We start from the raw sequence: 15,994 nt of genomic DNA on the forward strand, positions 1-15,994 counted from the left end.
TCTTGGAAGAGCTAAAAGTTTATGGACTAAATGTTACTAATTAAGAGGTGATAAGTAAGTGGAAAATAAATTAAAAACTATACAGGATAACTCATACGAACATTCTTCACAGACACCATTATGGGTGAAAATATTACGCTTTAAGGTAACACTTATCCCACTATATGTTTATATTCCTATGTTGATATTGGTTTTAATTTTGATTATTGAAGGGAAATACCCGACGGATCTGTTAGGTATAATACCTCTAATGACACTTGCAGGGTATACACTAGGGGAAATCGGAAAAAGAACACCTGTCCTTAAACTTATTGGCGGAGCCTCGGTTATGGTTACTTTCCTTCCTCCCTTTTTGATCTATATGAATTGGGTTCCATCGCCTATAGTAGAGTCGCTTACAACATTTATGAAATCTTCAAATCTTTTATATGTAAATATTGCTGTCTTAACAGTAGGTAGCATCCTTGCAATGAAACGGAGTGTCTTAATTAAAGGCTTTATAAGTATGTTTGTTCCCTTATTTGCATGTACACTAGCAGGTATGGTTGTAGGAGTTGGGGTTGGAAGCTTATTAGGTATAGGTGCTTATAGATCATTCTTCTATATTGTAATTCCTATTATGGCAGGAGGGATGGGAGAAGGAGCTATTCCTTTATCTTTTGCCTATGCTCATATACTCGGGAATTCTAGTACGGATATTTTAAGTGAAATCTTACCGGCGGTGATGATAGGAAGCTTATCAGCAATAATATTAGCTGGAGCGTTGAAAAGCCTAGGAGAGAAGAAGCCTGAACTTACGGGAAACGGTGTATTGATTAAATCGGGCGATAATAAACTATTTTTACACACCTCTAAAACAGGGAAAACGATGAACTATGAACTATTGGCATCAGGGGCAATGATTGCAATTGGTTTATATTTACTTGGTATGTATATAAGCGAATACATTGGTATCCCTGGACCGATTATTATGATTGTTTTAGCCATATTAGCCAAGGTATCAGGAATTCTGCCAAGTGAGGTAGAAGACAGTGCTGCTATGATTTCTCATTTTTTTATTACGCTTTTAGCTTTACCTATACTCTTTGGCGTAGGAGTTTCTATATTAAAATGGGAAAGTTTAATTTCCGTATTAAGTATCCCTTACTTAGTAACCGTTTTCTTAACAGTTTTATCTATAGTTGGCACGGGATTTTACGTTGGCAAATGGATGAACATGCATCCTATTGAAAGTGCAGTCGTAACTGCTTGTCACAGTGGCATGGGTGGCGCCGGTGATTTAGCTATCCTAACAGCTGCAAATCGCATGGTTTTAATGCCATTTGCTCAAATTTCTACACGAATTGGAGGAGCACTTACAGTTATTGTTGCAACTATCCTTTTTCGATGGCTAAATTAAACTTTAAACCAATTTTAAGTATACATATTATCAATATCTTAGAATTGAAATCTTAATAAAATGTGAGGTAAAGTCTAATGAGTAAAATAAACTTAAACGGAGTTATTGATATGCATGTGCATTCTGCGCCAGATATTCGTGAAAGGTCTCTAAATGATATTCAACTATCAAAAGAAGCTGAGAGAGTAGGAGCACGGGCTATTGTTATTAAATCTCATTTAGTTCCTACAATGGATCGAGCTTGGTTAGTCAATCAGATAAATCCAGGAGTAAAAATGTTTGGGAGCATTACTCTAAATGCCCCTGTAGGAGGAATTAATCCTCACGCTGTGGAGACGGCTCTTAATTTGGGAGCTAAAATTGTTTGGATGCCTACTGTTTGGTCTACCAAACATCGCGAGTTAGCAGGAAAGAGTGGGGGAGTAGAGACCGTTGTGGGGGGAAAGGTTGTTCCTTCTCTTAGAGATGTACTAAAACTAATTGCTGAAAAAAATGCTGTACTTGCTACAGGGCACTTATCAGCTGAGGAAATTTTTGTTGTTGTGGATGAGGCTAGAAAACAAGGCGTTAATAAAATTGTCGTTACACATCCTGAATTTCATGTTGTAAATATGTCTATTGAAGATCAAAAAAGAATTGTGAAAGAGTATGGAGTATACTTGGAACGGTGTTACGCTCAACCAATCGGCGGTGGAAAGTATAAGTCAAACCTTCCAGATAATTTACGTGCTATTGAAGAGGTAGGATATGAATCAACAATTGTCTCAACTGATGGTGGACAAGTAGAAAACCCTATTTGGAGTCAAGCTCTAACTCAGTATATTCAGTATTTAACTGATCATGGAGTATCCGATTATGCAATAGAGACGATGACTAAAAAGACTCCTGCTAAAATGCTAGATCTAGAATAAATTATATAGAGTCACTTAATTTTAGATAAGGTGAATCACTTTTACAATAATTGCAAATATCAACCACGTAAATAAGAACCCTTAGCCCAAATAAGGGTTCTTATCTATTGTTATTTCACATGTTTTATACACAGAAAAACTAGTATAGAACTACTTATTTATTTCCTCTCTCTTTTAGAAGAAGCTAATAGTTTACCTGTTAAACTTAGGGAAAAATATATTACAAAAATCCCGGCATTTACAAAAGTATAACTTTTGTAAATGCCGGGATTTAACTAAATATATTATTTTACAACCGTTTCATTGATTCTTTCTGAAATAGCTTCTGCAAATTCAGAAGTAGATGCATTTCCTCCTAGGTCTTTCGTTTTTACACCCTCTTTAAGAGATTGATAAAGACCTTGCTCTACTAATTTACCAATTTCCTCAAGTTTACTATCATTATGTCTTTCAGCAAGCCATTCCATTAACATGACAGTAGAAAGCATAATACCTGTTGGGTTTCCAATATTTAAACCTGCAATATCTGGTGCTGAACCATGAGCTGCCTGAGCCATAGCTAAATTTTCATTTGAGTTAATTGAAGGTGCTAATCCTAGACTTCCTACAAGCTCACCTGCTAGATCTGAAAGAATGTCCCCATACATATTTTCTGTTACGATGATATCAAAGTCTTTTGCTCGACGCACTAAGTGAGCAGCCATTGCGTCAATATGGTAATCATCCACTGTGACTTCAGGGTATTGATGGGCTACTTCGCGGCATACCTTTAAAAACAACCCTGTACTTAATCGTAGAACATTTGCTTTATGGACAATTGTTACTTTTTTACGACGCTTCATGGCCATTTTAAAAGCGGCATGAGCAATTCGTTCTGCAGCTTTTCTTGTGAATACACCTGAGGTTACAACAACATCTTCTGTAATTTGCCACTCTCCATGTCCGGCGTACATGTTTCGATCTGCATAAAATCCCTCTGTGTTTTCTCGGAAGATAATCAAATCTGCTTCTCCCACTACACTTTTAATCCCTGGCATAGTTTTAGCAGGACGAATATTTGCAAATAAATCAAGATTATGACGAAGTGCGCCACTTGGATTGAGTTTTACTTTATGTTCAGGAGGATAAGCAGCAGAATCATGTGGCCCTAGTATCCATCCATGAGTATCTTTTAAAGCATTAGTAGTGAATTCTGGAAGGGGATCGTTATGTTGTTTAATTCCTTCCCATCCCATCGGTAGATCTATCCATTGAATATCTACTCCTACTTTATGTACAGCAGCTTTAAATACCTCAACTGTAGCGCTTACAATTTCAGGGCCAATTCCATCCCCAGCTAATACTCCAAGACGATAAACAGTCATTTCTAAACAATCCCTTCACTCTATTATAGTATGATAATTATCTAACAGTTCATAGAGTAGCTTGAACTTGATACTATTAATGTAATATAAATATAGAAATTAATGAAATATGTTTTTTTTATGATTATGGATTGAATTTTTCTATTTCTTATATTTTTATACGAGAACGCAAACTTTTTGTTTTGATTGTTCCTGAATTTATTCCATAATAAAAGTAAGTTTTGAAATAAACTACTGTTTGTCAAAAAGTTAACTATAGTCCCAAATATATGTAGCTTTCCACTACATTTCAGCAACGTAACCCTAGTTGAATAATTTTTTTCTAAGTTTAATAAGAATCCTAATTCATGGGATAATTTTGATGGTACTCCTGAATAAAAGTAACGAACTCGTTTACCATATCTAATTCTAAAAGCTCTTCTTGATAAAGAATGCGTGTATTCCATATAATTGGGGAACCAGTTGTGTCGTTAAGAAATATTTTGTGCAACTTATCATTTTCCTCTAAGACAATGCTGGGAGCAATACAGTAGCCTAAACCATTAAAAACCATTCTCTTAGCTATTTCTACATTATCCACATTCATATTACTAATGGGTGGAGTAGAAAAATTGTCTTTCCACCAGTTGTCTATAACCATTTCTAAAGTAGGATCAGTCTGATAACTGATTCTTCGCATAGAGGGAAGATCTTTTAAATTAATTTTTTCTGACGACAAAATAGCGATGTTTTCTTGTGTTAGGGTTATAGCCTCACCTGGCCAAGTGTGTTCTCCCCTTACAATACCAAGGTGTGCTTCTTGTTTGTAAATAGAGTGAAGAACATCTATATTTACACCGGTATTAACATTAAATTCAACCTTAGGAAATTTCTCATTAAAAGATTTTAGTATTTGTGGCAGCTGATAAAAAGCAAACGTTCTCGAGACGCTTAACCGTAAAGTCCCACGTACTTCATTACCTGAATTCCATAACATTTCCTCCATTTTTTGTCTTTCTCGAAGCATATCTAGCGCATATTTGACTAATAGTTCCCCTTGTTCTGTGAATACAACGCCTCTCCTTCCTCTATGAAAGATTTTAATATCCAATTCTTTTTCAATTTGTTGTAAACGGTATGTTAAAGTCGGTTGAGAAATGTATAGGAGCTCAGCTGCTTTTGTAATGTTTTTTTCTGCATAAACTACCTTTAAAATTTGCCAATCTTTTTGATTCATAGGAGATATCCTTTCTTAAAAATTGAATTTTTCTATCAGGTTTTATAGAAATTCAATATTTTATTAATTTATATAATTGTAATACATTTAATTTATAACGACTATAACTTTTATCTTTAGATGTTTTAAAAAAGCTTATAGACTTCAATATCTTTTAAAAATGAAAACAAATTTATAATCGATGAGGAGGTAATAAATTGTCAAGTAAGGAGTATAGAATTGGGCTTATCCATGCAACAATGAACTCGGTTCAACCTATCTTAAATGCTTTTCAAGTTCATGCACCTGAAGTTACATTGGTGAACTTTATGGATGAGAGTCTTATTTTTGAGTTGAACGAGACAGGAATTGTTACGAAAGACATGAAAAGACGGTTATTAAATCTAGTAGAAAAAGCCGTAAAAAGTGAGGTAGATGGAGTATTACTAACCTGCTCATCTTTTACCCCTGTTGTGGCGGAAATCAGCCACTTATTCGATGTACCTATCTTAAGTGCAGATTTAAGTATGTTAGAAAAAGCAGTTGATATGGGCAGTCAGATTGGTGTAATTGCTACAGTAGAGGCTGCAGGTCCAACTACCACTAGATTGCTAGAAGGAGTCGCTAAGGAAAGAGGCAAGAACATTAGAATCGAAACGAAGGTCATCATTGAAGCTTTTCAAGCCCTCCAAAATGGAGATCGTCATAAACATGATGAACTTATTCACGAAGAAATACTTAGGTTGTCTGATGATAGTGATGTAATTATCCTAGCTCAATTCTCTATGGCTCGAGCGTTAGAGACTTTAGGAACGGCCTCAAAACCTGTATTGACTAGTCCAGAAATCAGTGTTAAAGCGATCGTTGATAGAGTATCAAGTAGAATTGGCAAAGTAGGTAAAACAAATTCATTTTCAATAAATAACAGTTACTATCATCATTTTTAAAAGCGTATGTTTCAACAAAAGGAGGACTTTAAAATGATCAGTACCAAGTTAAAACATATAAGTTCCTTAATTAATGGGGAAGAAATCGTTCGTTCAGGTATGAAAACAATGGATGTTACTAGTCCTTTTGACGGAAAAGTAGTAGGGACAGTTAGCTTAGCTACTCGTGAAGATGCAGAAAGAGCTATTGAAACGGCATATCGAGTATTTCACGAAACAATGAAAGCCCTACCATCCTATCGACGTTCTGATATTCTACGTAAAGTAGGAAAGTTATTAGAAGAAAGAACAGAAGAATTTGCTCAAGTTTTAGCACTAGAGGCTGGAAAGCCCATTCGTGACGGTCGAGGGGAAGTTGGAAGAGCTGTACAAGTATTGCTTTTCGCAGCTGATGAGGCTAAGAAAATCGAAGGTGAAGTTGTTCCAATGGATGCTGCTATTGGTGGGGAAAATCGGATTGGTATGGTTCGTCGTAATCCTATTGGGGTTGTTTCAGCTATCACACCTTTTAACTTCCCATTAAACCTAGCTTTACATAAGTTAGCTCCAGCCTTTGCAGCAGGCAATACAGTCGTATTAAAACCTGCAGGTAAAACACCACTCTCTTCTTACATGCTTGTTAAATTATTTGAGGAGGCTGGGTTACCTAAAGGAGCTTTAAACTTAGTAATTGGAAACGGGTCAGAAATAGGAGACGTTTTAGTAACAGATCCTCGTATCAGTAAGGTCACTTTTACAGGAAGTCCATCCGTAGGGATTAACCTTCGTCAAAAAGCCGGATTGAAAAAAGTTACATTGGAGCTGGGATCAAACTCTCCAAATATTATCTTTAATGATGGTGATGTAAACGAGGCTGCTAAAGGGTTGGTTCGTGGAGCCTTCGCATTCTCAGGACAAGTTTGTATTTCGGCTCAACGAATTTATGTTCAGCGTGATGTGTATCAACAATTCTTAGACCAATACGTATCTTTAGTACAAGACTTAATTATTGGAAATCCAGTCGAAGAAAGAACGGATATTGGGCCAATGATAAGCGAAAAGGAAGCAATTCGAGCAGAAGAATGGATACGGGAAGCAGAAAAAGCTGGTGCAAAGGTAGTCACTGGGGGAAATCGTGAGGGAACTTTACTAGAGCCTACAATTCTTGTAGATGTAACCCCTGAAATGAAGGTAGTGTGTCAGGAAACATTTGCTCCAATTGTTTCAGTTATTCCTTTTGATACAGAAGAAGAAGTTGTTGCTTTTGCTAATGATTCTGATTTTGGATTACAAGCAGGTGTATTTACTTCTGATATTAATCGTGCCATGCGTGTAGCTGACAGTCTAGAAACAGGAGGAGTTTGGATTAATGAGACCTCTACGTACCGTCAAGATAATTACCCTTATGGTGGCGTGAAATTAAGTGGAGTGGGAAAAGAAGGCGTGAAGTATGCAATTGAAGATATGACTGAAATTAAGTTTGTTGGAATTAAATTAACTTAAGGAGGAAGGAACATGACAATTTCTTATTTTCGTACAGCTGAAACATTAGTTACTGGATCTGGGTCTATTTCTAAAATAGGGGAAGAGGCTAAAAAGCTAAATGCAACAAAAGTAATTATTATTACAGATAAAGTCATTCGTCAGACGGGACTGTTATCGAAAGTAATAAATCCTCTAGAAGAAGCCGGTTTAGCAACAGACATTATTGATGATGTAATACCTGAGCCTCCTTTTGAGAACTTAGAACAAATGATTACGCAAATTGAAGGTAAAGACTATGATCTCCTAGTTGGTGTAGGGGGAGGAAGTGCACTTGATATCGCTAAGGTCCTCTCTATCATGTTAACAAACAATGAAGATGTAAGAGATTTAGTGGGAATCGAGAAAGTGAAAAATCCAGGAGTGCCTACTATCTTAGTGCCTACTACCTCTGGAACAGGTTCCGAGGTTACCTACAATGCTATTTTCACTGATATTCGTGACAAGGTTAAAAAGGGAATTGTAAGTCCATATTTACTTCCTAAAGTAGCGATTGTAGATCCAGAATTGACGTTAACCGTTCCCCCATCGGTTACGGCAGCAACTGGAATGGATGCTCTTGTTCACGCGGTTGAATCTTACACAGCTATCCGCGCTGGCGAACTAACAGATGGAATTGCTTTACAAGCTATTAAGTTGATTTCTCGTTCGTTACGTAAGGCTGTATACAATGGTAAAGATCTGAAAGCACGCGAGGATATGGCAATGGGAAGCCTACTGGCTGGTATTTCTCTTGGTAATGCTGGGGTAGGTGCGGTACATGCTCTTGCCTATCCACTTGGCGGGAAGTTTAAGGTCCCTCATGGTGTAGCAAACTCTCTTTTACTTCCATTTGTAATGAAATATAATGCCGTTGCAGATTTAGAAAAATTCGCTGAAGTAGCTAAAGCAATGGGAGAGAATGTAGAGGGACTTTCATTACGTGGGGCTGCAGATCGTGCCGTTCAAGCATTGGCACAGTTATCTAAAGATGTAGGTATTCCATCAAGCCTTAAGGAGGTGGGAGTCACAGCATCAGATATTTCAGATCTTGCAGAAGAGGCAAGTAAAATTGATCGTCTACTTAATAATAATCCGCGATGGTTAACAGTAAAAGAGATTAAGAAGATGTATGAAGAAGCATATGGTTCAGTAGAAGTTCCAACCTTAGCCACAACATAATTGAAAAGTATAGATAAAATTTTTGTTCCATCATACTAGGAGGCAAGGAAATGAGCTATTTCTCTGAGCTAGAAGGAAAAAAAATTCTGGTTGTGGGTGGAAGTAAGGGCATTGGGAAAGATATTGCCCTTGCTTTTGCTAAACTTAAAGCCGATGTTATTATCACCGGTAGAAATGAAGCAGATTTAAACAAAGCAAATGACGAACTTGGTGAATTCAATTCTAATTGTTCCTACCTTACGGCTGATATCCAAAATGTGAACCAAATTTATACCATGATAGATCAGGCGTATGAACGATTAGGTGGAATTGATGTACTTATTAATAATGCAGGAGTTAACATCCCAAAACCTGCGCTTGAAGTCACCGAAGAAGATTGGGATCAAGTATTAGATACGAATTTAAAAGGCACCTTCTTTTGTTCTCAACGAGCTGGAAAGTATATGATTGAGCAAGGAAGAAAAGGAAAAATCATTAATATTGTGTCTCAAATGGCCTTCGTTGGTTATATTAAACGCGCAGCTTATTGTTCAAGTAAAGGTGGCGCCGTACAATTAACAAAAGCACTAGCTATTGAATGGGCTGATAAGCAAATCAAGGTGAACGCGGTGGCCCCAACCTTTATAGAAACTGACTTTACTAAAAAAATGTTTGACAACAAAGATTTTTATAATGATGTGTTAAGCCGAATTCCATTAGGAGCACTTGCCAAACCTAATGATGTGACAGGCGCCGTATTATTTCTAGCATCTGATATGGCTAGCTTTATAACAGGAGAAACAATCCGTGTCGACGGCGGATGGACTGCAATCTAAGTTTCCAATGTTACCTTTATCGTATCCTACCTAACTAGACTGATTTAAATATATGTAAAACAAAGTTATTCCCCTCAAATAAACAGCCCTCTTCTGTTTATTTGAGGGGATCTAAAAAACTAAATCTGAGTATTATATGCCACTTTATGTATACGCTTACATCGATGCGTTGTTATTGAACTAAGATCCCAAAAATACAAGTAGAAAAATAAATTGCATAAGCAGAAATTAAAAATTTTTTTGCCCTAGTTCTATGGCCTTAACAAAGAATAACGGTTTAAAAAAGACTTTAAAAAACTTCATTAAAAGCGAGGTTAATCATGCTCTCTATATTAGGGTTTTCCACTATTATATTTTTCATGTTTTTAGTTATGACAAATCGTATGTCCGCATTTGTGGCTATTATTGTATCTCCTATACTATTTGCTGTAATAGGAGGATTTGGTAACGAGTTAGGTTCTATGATGTTAGAAGGAATTAAACTGGTAGCACCAACTGCTGTACTTCTTTTATTTGCCGTATTATACTTTGGCATTATGATGAATGCAGGTTTATTTGATCCAGTTTCAAGAAAGATATTAAAAATAGCTAAAGGAGATCCTGTCAAGATTGTGATAGGGACAGCCATTTTATCATTATTAGTAGCGTTGGATGGAGATGGGACCACTAGCTATATGATCATTTGTTCTGCCTTGCTACCAGTTTATAAAAGAATAGGTATTAACCCTTTAGTATTAGCCACAATAGCAGTTATGTCTTTAGGAACAATTTCAGGTATGACACCGTGGGGAGGGGCTGCAACAAGAGCAATTAGTGTTTTAGGGCTGGATTCCACTGAATACTTTAAGCCCTTAATTCCCGCAATTCTATGTGGTTCAGCTTGGATTATTCTTACCGCCTATGTAATGGGGAGGTCGGAGCGAAAAAGAATTGGCATTATACACCTGGAAAAGGTTGAACAAGAAATGGCAGCTAGTCAAGAAATGGCGGCTACTATTGTAGAAGAAAAACCTGCGAATTCTAAACTAATTTGGTTCAATTTCCTATTAACACTTGCTCTCATGATAGCGCTTGTAATAGGACTAGCGCCACTTCCAATTCTATTTATTGTAGGGTTTGTGATTGCTCTTTCAGTCAATCACCCTAATCTTGCTGAGCAAAAAAGGGTGATTAAGGAAAACGCTAGCCACGCCGTGCCAGTAGTCATGTTAGTTTTAGGTGCTGGTATTTTTACAGGCATCTTATCTGAGACAAAAATGGTGGATTCAATGGCATCTGACCTTCTCAGAATAATTCCAGATTCATTTGGACCCTTCTTCACCATCATCGTTGGATTGATTAGTCTACCTTTAAGTTTTCTAATGTCAAATGATGCGTTTTTCTTTGGTGCATTGCCTGTTCTTGCTCAGTCAGCTTCTGAGTATGGAATACATCCGATAGAGATAGCAAGAGCAGGGGTAATTGGACAGCCTTTACATTCTATGGGACCAACTTCTGCTCCACTGTGGGTACTATTAGAGCTGGTTAGAAGAGATTTAGGGCAATTTCAACGTTATGCTCTTATTCCGGTTACGATTTTATCAATAATGTTTATAGTGTTTGCATTAATAACCGGAGCGATTTCAATTGCTTGGTAATATAAAACTTTAAGAGATTTCAAATACAAGGTTATAATAATTTGAAAGTTCATAATTATAAATCTAATAATATAATGCTGTAATTATGAATTATACAGCATTAGAATGAAAGGATTTTTGTAAATGAGTGAAAAGCAAAAACTAATCCATACAGGACATTATCTTATGGCAAATCAATTGGCATGGGGCACATCTGGTAATATAAGCGCCCGTCTTGATGCTAATCAAATGATCATCACTGCCTCAGGAACACATATGGCAAGTCTTAAATATGATGATTTTGTAGAATGCCAAATTGACACAGGAACAGTTCAGGGAACAAAAAAAGCATCTAAGGAAATGCCTATGCATTTAGGTATCTATCGTCAGCGTGAAGATGCAAAAGCAATTCTACATTCCTCTCCATTTTATACAACTTTGTTTGCATGTAGTGAGGAACCTATTCTTTCCGAGCTATTTGTTGAAAGTATGTATTATTTAGAAGATATAGCTTATATAGACTATTATCATCCTGGGTCACAAGAGCTAGCTGATGCTGTTACTGAGCAAGCTTCACATGCAAATATCATCATAATGCGGAATCACGGGGTTGTGGTTTTCGATGATTCTATCTCAGAAGCTCAGATGAGATTAGAAACTTTAGAAATGACTTGTCGAATGATTTTAAAGGCTAAAGAATCTGGTGTTCAACTTAAACTAATTCCAGAAAAGACGGTTAAAAGTTTTCTCGAAGATTCTTTTTACAAGCCAAGAAAAAAAATAAGTAATAAATCCTTAATTTAATCATTAAAAATTGTAAGTGGTGATAGGACTTGTAGGATAGGGAGTTTACTTGTAAGTAAAATATATGGAAAAGAGTGATACAGTTGGTAAATACAATAGGAGTTGTAGCAGATGATACAACAGGCGCTAATGATATAGGACTTATGTTCAGTAAGAATAATTATACAGCTAGAGTTGAAATATTTGACGAAGATATGGATGTAAAAGTTGATTCCGACGTTATTATTATTGACACGGACAGTAGACTAGATCCACCTGAATTAAGTTATAAGAAAGTATATAATGCCACAAAAAAACTACAATCTATAGGGTGTTCTTCCTTCTTCAATAAAACATGTTCGGTGTTTAGAGGGAACATTGGAAAAGAATTTGACGCTATGTTAGATGCTCTTGGCGAAGAATTTGCAGTAATTAGTTTAGCTTTTCCTAAGAATGGAAGGCAAACAATTAAGGGAGTCCATACAGTTCATGGCAAATTGTTGGAAAATTCCGAGTTCAAAGAAGACCCAGTACATCCTATGACTGAATCTAATCTTGTATCAATTTTGCAGAAACAAACATCTAGAACGGTCACATTTATAGACCTTGATATTGTTAGAAAAGGGCCTTTCGTTTTAAAGGACGCCATTGAAAAGGCTCGCAAAGCTTTTAATTATTGTATTATCGATAGTGAAAACCAGTCGGATTTGACAATTGTGGCTGAAGCAGTCCATGATTATAAGGTGTTATGTGGAAGCTCTGCCATCGCTGAAGAGTTACCCAAGTTTTTAAACGTAACGCCGATTGATAGCCCTTTAACTGATCTAAAGATAAATAACGAATATGGAGTTCTTGTGGTTTCTGGGAGCCTGACTCCACAGACAAGAGCCCAAACAGCCCAACTCATTTCTTCAGGTGTTCCATATATGGTTCTGGATTCTAGAAAAGTCTTTACTACAGAAGAACGTACTGAAGAAATTAAAAAAATTTCTGAAGAAACTCAAGACCTCTTAAAACAAGGAAGAGATGTGTTAATCATGGCTGATAATAGACAGGAAGTTTTTTTACAAACCAAGGAAATTGGTAAGCAAAGAGGAATTGACTCTTTATCAATAAGTAAAATGGTGTCTGCAACATTAGCGCATATTACAGAGGACATAGTAAATGAAACTGGTTTAGAAAGGTTAGTAATAGCAGGAGGTGATACATCCGGAACAATAACTAGGAAGTTAGGAATAAAGGGTAACTATGTTTTAAAAGAAATAGAAACAGGTCTACCTTCAGGACTAGCACTAGGTCGCCATATGCTTATTGTTTTGAAATCAGGAAGCTTTGGAAAACCTAAATTTCTAATTCATGCCATAGGTCATTTGAAATCTCTTTCAAAATAAAAACAGTGAGAGAAAAAGCTATTCAAAATTAAAAATGTTGCAGATATACTTGTTTTGTGAGAATGCCCACGAGTATCCTTTTATCTTTTTATATAAAGTGTAAAAGATAATAATGAATGATAGCTTAAATATAATTACAGAAATCTTCCATAAAAGTAGACCTTTTAGAAAAATAAACGTCGAAATAACAGAAATAACTGTTAAATAATCATTCATATTCCGTGATTTAGAAGCGTAATACTTTATAGAAAAAAGCCTAATTTGTTGTCAGTAAAAGTAGATATCATAAATAAAAAAGCACTAGTCTAAGACTAGTGCTTTTTTATATTTATTTTAATTATAAATTAATCATTTTTTTCTTTGATAACTAATAGAACCCCACTAAGAATTAAGAACGAACCTATCCAAAACGTCCCACCTATACTTTCTCCTAATAGAAGCCCGCCAAGTAACGTTCTTACTAGAGGTTGAAGACAGAAGAAGAATCCTCCACTCGAAGCATTCAATAACTGTAATCCACTATTCCAAAGTATAAATGCTAAAACTGTTGAAACGATACCTAAATACAATAGCCCTCCTCAACAATGCGACGGCATTTTTTTATTTATAAGGGTTGAAATATAATCATGTACAGTACAGAGCAAGGGTCAAAAGCTATATTCAAAATAGGAATGGATAGACATGAATTAAAACTATTTTTCTAATTATTGTATTTGTATTAATCTTTAATTAATAAAAGATGTAAAAAATAGAGAAAAGGAGGATTTCATATCAAATGTTTAATAATAGTTGACATTTGAAAGCGTTTACCCTGAGTAGAGGAGGATCTAAATGAGTAATACCAATACTTCTTTAGAAAAAAGAACAGTTCGAAAAGTCACCATGCGAATTATTCCGTTTACTTTTTTGCTGTACATTATTTCTTATTTAGACAGAGCAAACATTGGTTATGCATCTTTAGAAATGAATAAAGATTTAGCGCTTACTAGTCAAGCATTTGGATTCGTATCGGGTATCTTTTTTATCGGGTATTTTCTTTTTGAAGTACCCAGTAATGTGATGATGAAACGTTATGGGGCGAGAGTTTGGATTGCACGAATTCTCGTCACATGGGGGATCATTTCTACTCTGACTGGATTCGTACAAAGTGCCACACATTTATATATTTTAAGGTTTTTACTCGGTGTGGCAGAGGCAGGTTTTTTTCCGGGAATTATTCTATATCTAACGTTTTGGTTCCGTTCTAAAGAGCAGGCAACAACGATTGCATTATTTACTTCAGCAATACCTGTTTCTTATATTATTGGGGCTCCATTAAGCACATGGATTATGGATAATATCGCCTGGATAGGATTACAGGGATGGAGATGGATGCTCATCCTAGAAGGTATACCTGCTTTTATTCTCGGTATTGTAACTTTTTTTTATTTAACAGAAAGTCCAGAAAAAGCAAAGTGGCTTTCTATTGAAGAGAAAGAATGGCTAATAAGGGAGTTGAAAAAGGATAAGGAATCAAAAAAAGATGTACAACATCTAAGTACGATAAAAGCAATGGCAAATCCTAAGGTATTATTCCTTTCTTTTATTTACTTTGTTTATCAAACAGGAAGCCTAGGCGTTGGGTATTGGATGCCGCAAATTATTAAGAATTTCTCAGGGATATTGACCAATACACAAATTGGCTTAATTGCAATGATTCCATACATAGGGGCTACAATTGGAATGATTATATGGTCTAGACGTTCCGATCGCAAAGAGGAAAGACGCCTTCACTCTGCTATTCCTCTCCTTATTGCGTCTATAGGCTTGATTGGTGCAGGTATAACTCATAATCCATATCTAGCTATAATTTCGATTACTGTTTCATTAACGGGAATGTATAGTTTTAAAGCTCCATTTTGGGCCTTACCCTCTTTATTTCTCACTCAATCAACAGCTGCTGTAGCCATCGCAGCCATCAATTCAATCGGGAATTTAGGAGGATTTGTGGGTCCTTATGCGATAGGTGCACTAACAGGTCTAACAGGTAGCACAAAAGCAGGGTTACTTTTTCTAAGTGTATTGCTTTTCATATCCTTTTTTATGGTGTTATTTATGAGGATTGAAAACAGAAGAAACAGAATAAATAAAGCTCAAGATCATGACGTTAAATCAGAGCTCGAAACGATTCATAAATAGGCTACTAGAATACTACTTTCATACTAACTAAAATAATTAGTGTAAGGAGCAAATACAATGAATACTCGTACTAATCAATTTGAAGAAATTCCTACTACCTGTATATCAGATACAATGGAAGGGCTTAATAACTTAGATCCAACTATTAAGCCATTAAAAGAATCTTATAAAGTTGCAGGTAGAGCTTTCACCGTAAAAATGCCTGTCGGGGATAATTTAGTTGTTTTAAAAGCGATTCGTGAAGCAAAGCCAGGGGATGTATTAGTCATTGATGCAAAAGGAGATACCTACCGTGCCATTGCAGGCGATTTTATTGTTGGAATGGCTCAAACTTTAGGGATTAAAGGAATTGTAGTTGATGGCGTTATTAGAGATATAGAAGGAACTAAACAATTGAACTACCCCGTTTTTTGTAAAGGGACAACAATAGCTGCAAGTTCAAAAGCAGGTATGGGTGAAATTAATATTCCTATTTCCTGTGGAGGTCAAACTATTCACCCTGGAGATATGATTGTTGGGGATGCAGATGGAGTAGTAGTAATTCCCCAGTACTTCGAAGAAGAAGCGTTGGAACAGTCTTTAGAAAAACTAAATAAAGATATAAACCGTGCGGAAAAGGTATCGGGTCAACGCGAAGAAGTGATAAAGTACTTGGATCATTTTCTTTTAAATAATAAATAGGAAAGACAAGGGCAGAGAATTTTCTCTGTCCT

At 36.0% G+C, this 15,994-nt stretch carries 13 protein-coding genes and 1 pseudogene; 11 read left to right on the forward strand and 3 right to left on the reverse strand.

All coding sequences use genetic code 11. The annotated features are described in order from the left end of the window. Positions 1-58: 58 nt before the first annotated feature. Together ACN6NE_RS29355 and ACN6NE_RS29360 are read left to right on the forward strand one after the other, a co-directional pair. Complete coding sequence (locus tag ACN6NE_RS29355; protein ID WP_474328948.1) at positions 59-1,399, forward strand: 2-hydroxycarboxylate transporter family protein; 1,341 nt, start codon at positions 59-61, stop codon at positions 1,397-1,399. Between the two features lie 77 nt (positions 1,400-1,476). Continuing rightward, positions 1,477-2,310: a DUF6282 family protein gene (locus ACN6NE_RS29360; protein ID WP_474328950.1), complete on the forward strand. Its 834-nt coding sequence runs from the start codon at positions 1,477-1,479 to the stop codon at positions 2,308-2,310. Between the two features lie 284 nt (positions 2,311-2,594). On the opposite strand, the gene ACN6NE_RS29365 is transcribed toward ACN6NE_RS29360, so the two are convergent. Both ACN6NE_RS29365 and ACN6NE_RS29370 read right to left on the reverse strand, forming a co-directional pair. Next, entirely contained in the window at positions 2,595-3,674 is a 1,080-nt protein-coding gene (locus tag ACN6NE_RS29365; protein ID WP_474328952.1) for an isocitrate/isopropylmalate dehydrogenase family protein, read from the reverse strand. Positions 3,675-4,014: 340 nt separating this feature from the next. Next, positions 4,015-4,890: a LysR family transcriptional regulator gene (locus tag ACN6NE_RS29370; RefSeq protein ID WP_474328954.1), complete on the reverse strand. Its 876-nt coding sequence runs from the start codon at positions 4,888-4,890 to the stop codon at positions 4,015-4,017. A 197-nt stretch (positions 4,891-5,087) separates the two neighbouring features. Here ACN6NE_RS29370 and ACN6NE_RS29375 point away from each other — a divergent pair, with 197 nt between their 5' ends. From ACN6NE_RS29375 to ACN6NE_RS29405, 7 genes are all read left to right on the forward strand, one after another. Further along, positions 5,088-5,816 carry an aspartate/glutamate racemase family protein gene (locus ACN6NE_RS29375; protein WP_474328956.1) on the forward strand — a complete coding sequence of 243 codons (729 nt, stop codon included), beginning with the start codon at positions 5,088-5,090 and terminating at the stop codon, positions 5,814-5,816. A gap of 33 nt (positions 5,817-5,849) precedes the next feature. Then, complete coding sequence (locus ACN6NE_RS29380; protein WP_474328958.1) at positions 5,850-7,298, forward strand: aldehyde dehydrogenase family protein; 1,449 nt, start codon at positions 5,850-5,852, stop codon at positions 7,296-7,298. 12 nt (positions 7,299-7,310) lie between these two features. Beyond that, the gene (locus tag ACN6NE_RS29385) at positions 7,311-8,498 is read left to right on the forward strand and encodes an iron-containing alcohol dehydrogenase (RefSeq protein ID WP_474328960.1); all 1,188 of its coding nucleotides are present in this window, start codon (positions 7,311-7,313) and stop codon (positions 8,496-8,498) included. A gap of 50 nt (positions 8,499-8,548) precedes the next feature. Next, positions 8,549-9,313: an SDR family NAD(P)-dependent oxidoreductase gene (locus ACN6NE_RS29390; RefSeq protein WP_474328962.1), complete on the forward strand. Its 765-nt coding sequence runs from the start codon at positions 8,549-8,551 to the stop codon at positions 9,311-9,313. A 320-nt stretch (positions 9,314-9,633) separates the two neighbouring features. Further along, positions 9,634-10,950 carry a CitMHS family transporter gene (locus ACN6NE_RS29395; protein WP_474328964.1) on the forward strand — a complete coding sequence of 439 codons (1,317 nt, stop codon included), beginning with the start codon at positions 9,634-9,636 and terminating at the stop codon, positions 10,948-10,950. A gap of 123 nt (positions 10,951-11,073) precedes the next feature. After that, positions 11,074-11,733 carry a class II aldolase/adducin family protein gene (locus tag ACN6NE_RS29400; RefSeq protein WP_474328966.1) on the forward strand — a complete coding sequence of 220 codons (660 nt, stop codon included), beginning with the start codon at positions 11,074-11,076 and terminating at the stop codon, positions 11,731-11,733. Positions 11,734-11,807: 74 nt separating this feature from the next. Next, positions 11,808-13,103, forward strand: a complete 1,296-nt coding sequence (locus ACN6NE_RS29405) for a four-carbon acid sugar kinase family protein (protein ID WP_474328968.1) — start codon at positions 11,808-11,810, stop codon at positions 13,101-13,103. A gap of 344 nt (positions 13,104-13,447) precedes the next feature. Here the strand turns inward: ACN6NE_RS29405 and ACN6NE_RS29410 are convergent. Continuing rightward, positions 13,448-13,681: pseudogene (locus ACN6NE_RS29410) on the reverse strand (EamA family transporter); the annotation flags it as partial. Between the two features lie 253 nt (positions 13,682-13,934). Between ACN6NE_RS29410 and ACN6NE_RS29415 the strand changes: the two are divergent. Then, a complete protein-coding gene (locus tag ACN6NE_RS29415; RefSeq protein WP_474328970.1) occupies positions 13,935-15,281 on the forward strand; it encodes an MFS transporter in 1,347 nt (448 codons plus the stop codon). Positions 15,282-15,338: 57 nt separating this feature from the next. Continuing rightward, entirely contained in the window at positions 15,339-15,962 is a 624-nt protein-coding gene (locus tag ACN6NE_RS29420) for an RraA family protein (RefSeq protein WP_474328972.1), read from the forward strand. Positions 15,963-15,994 lie beyond the last annotated feature (32 nt).

The sequence above is a fragment of the Priestia sp. 53B2 genome (genome assembly GCF_056099005.1).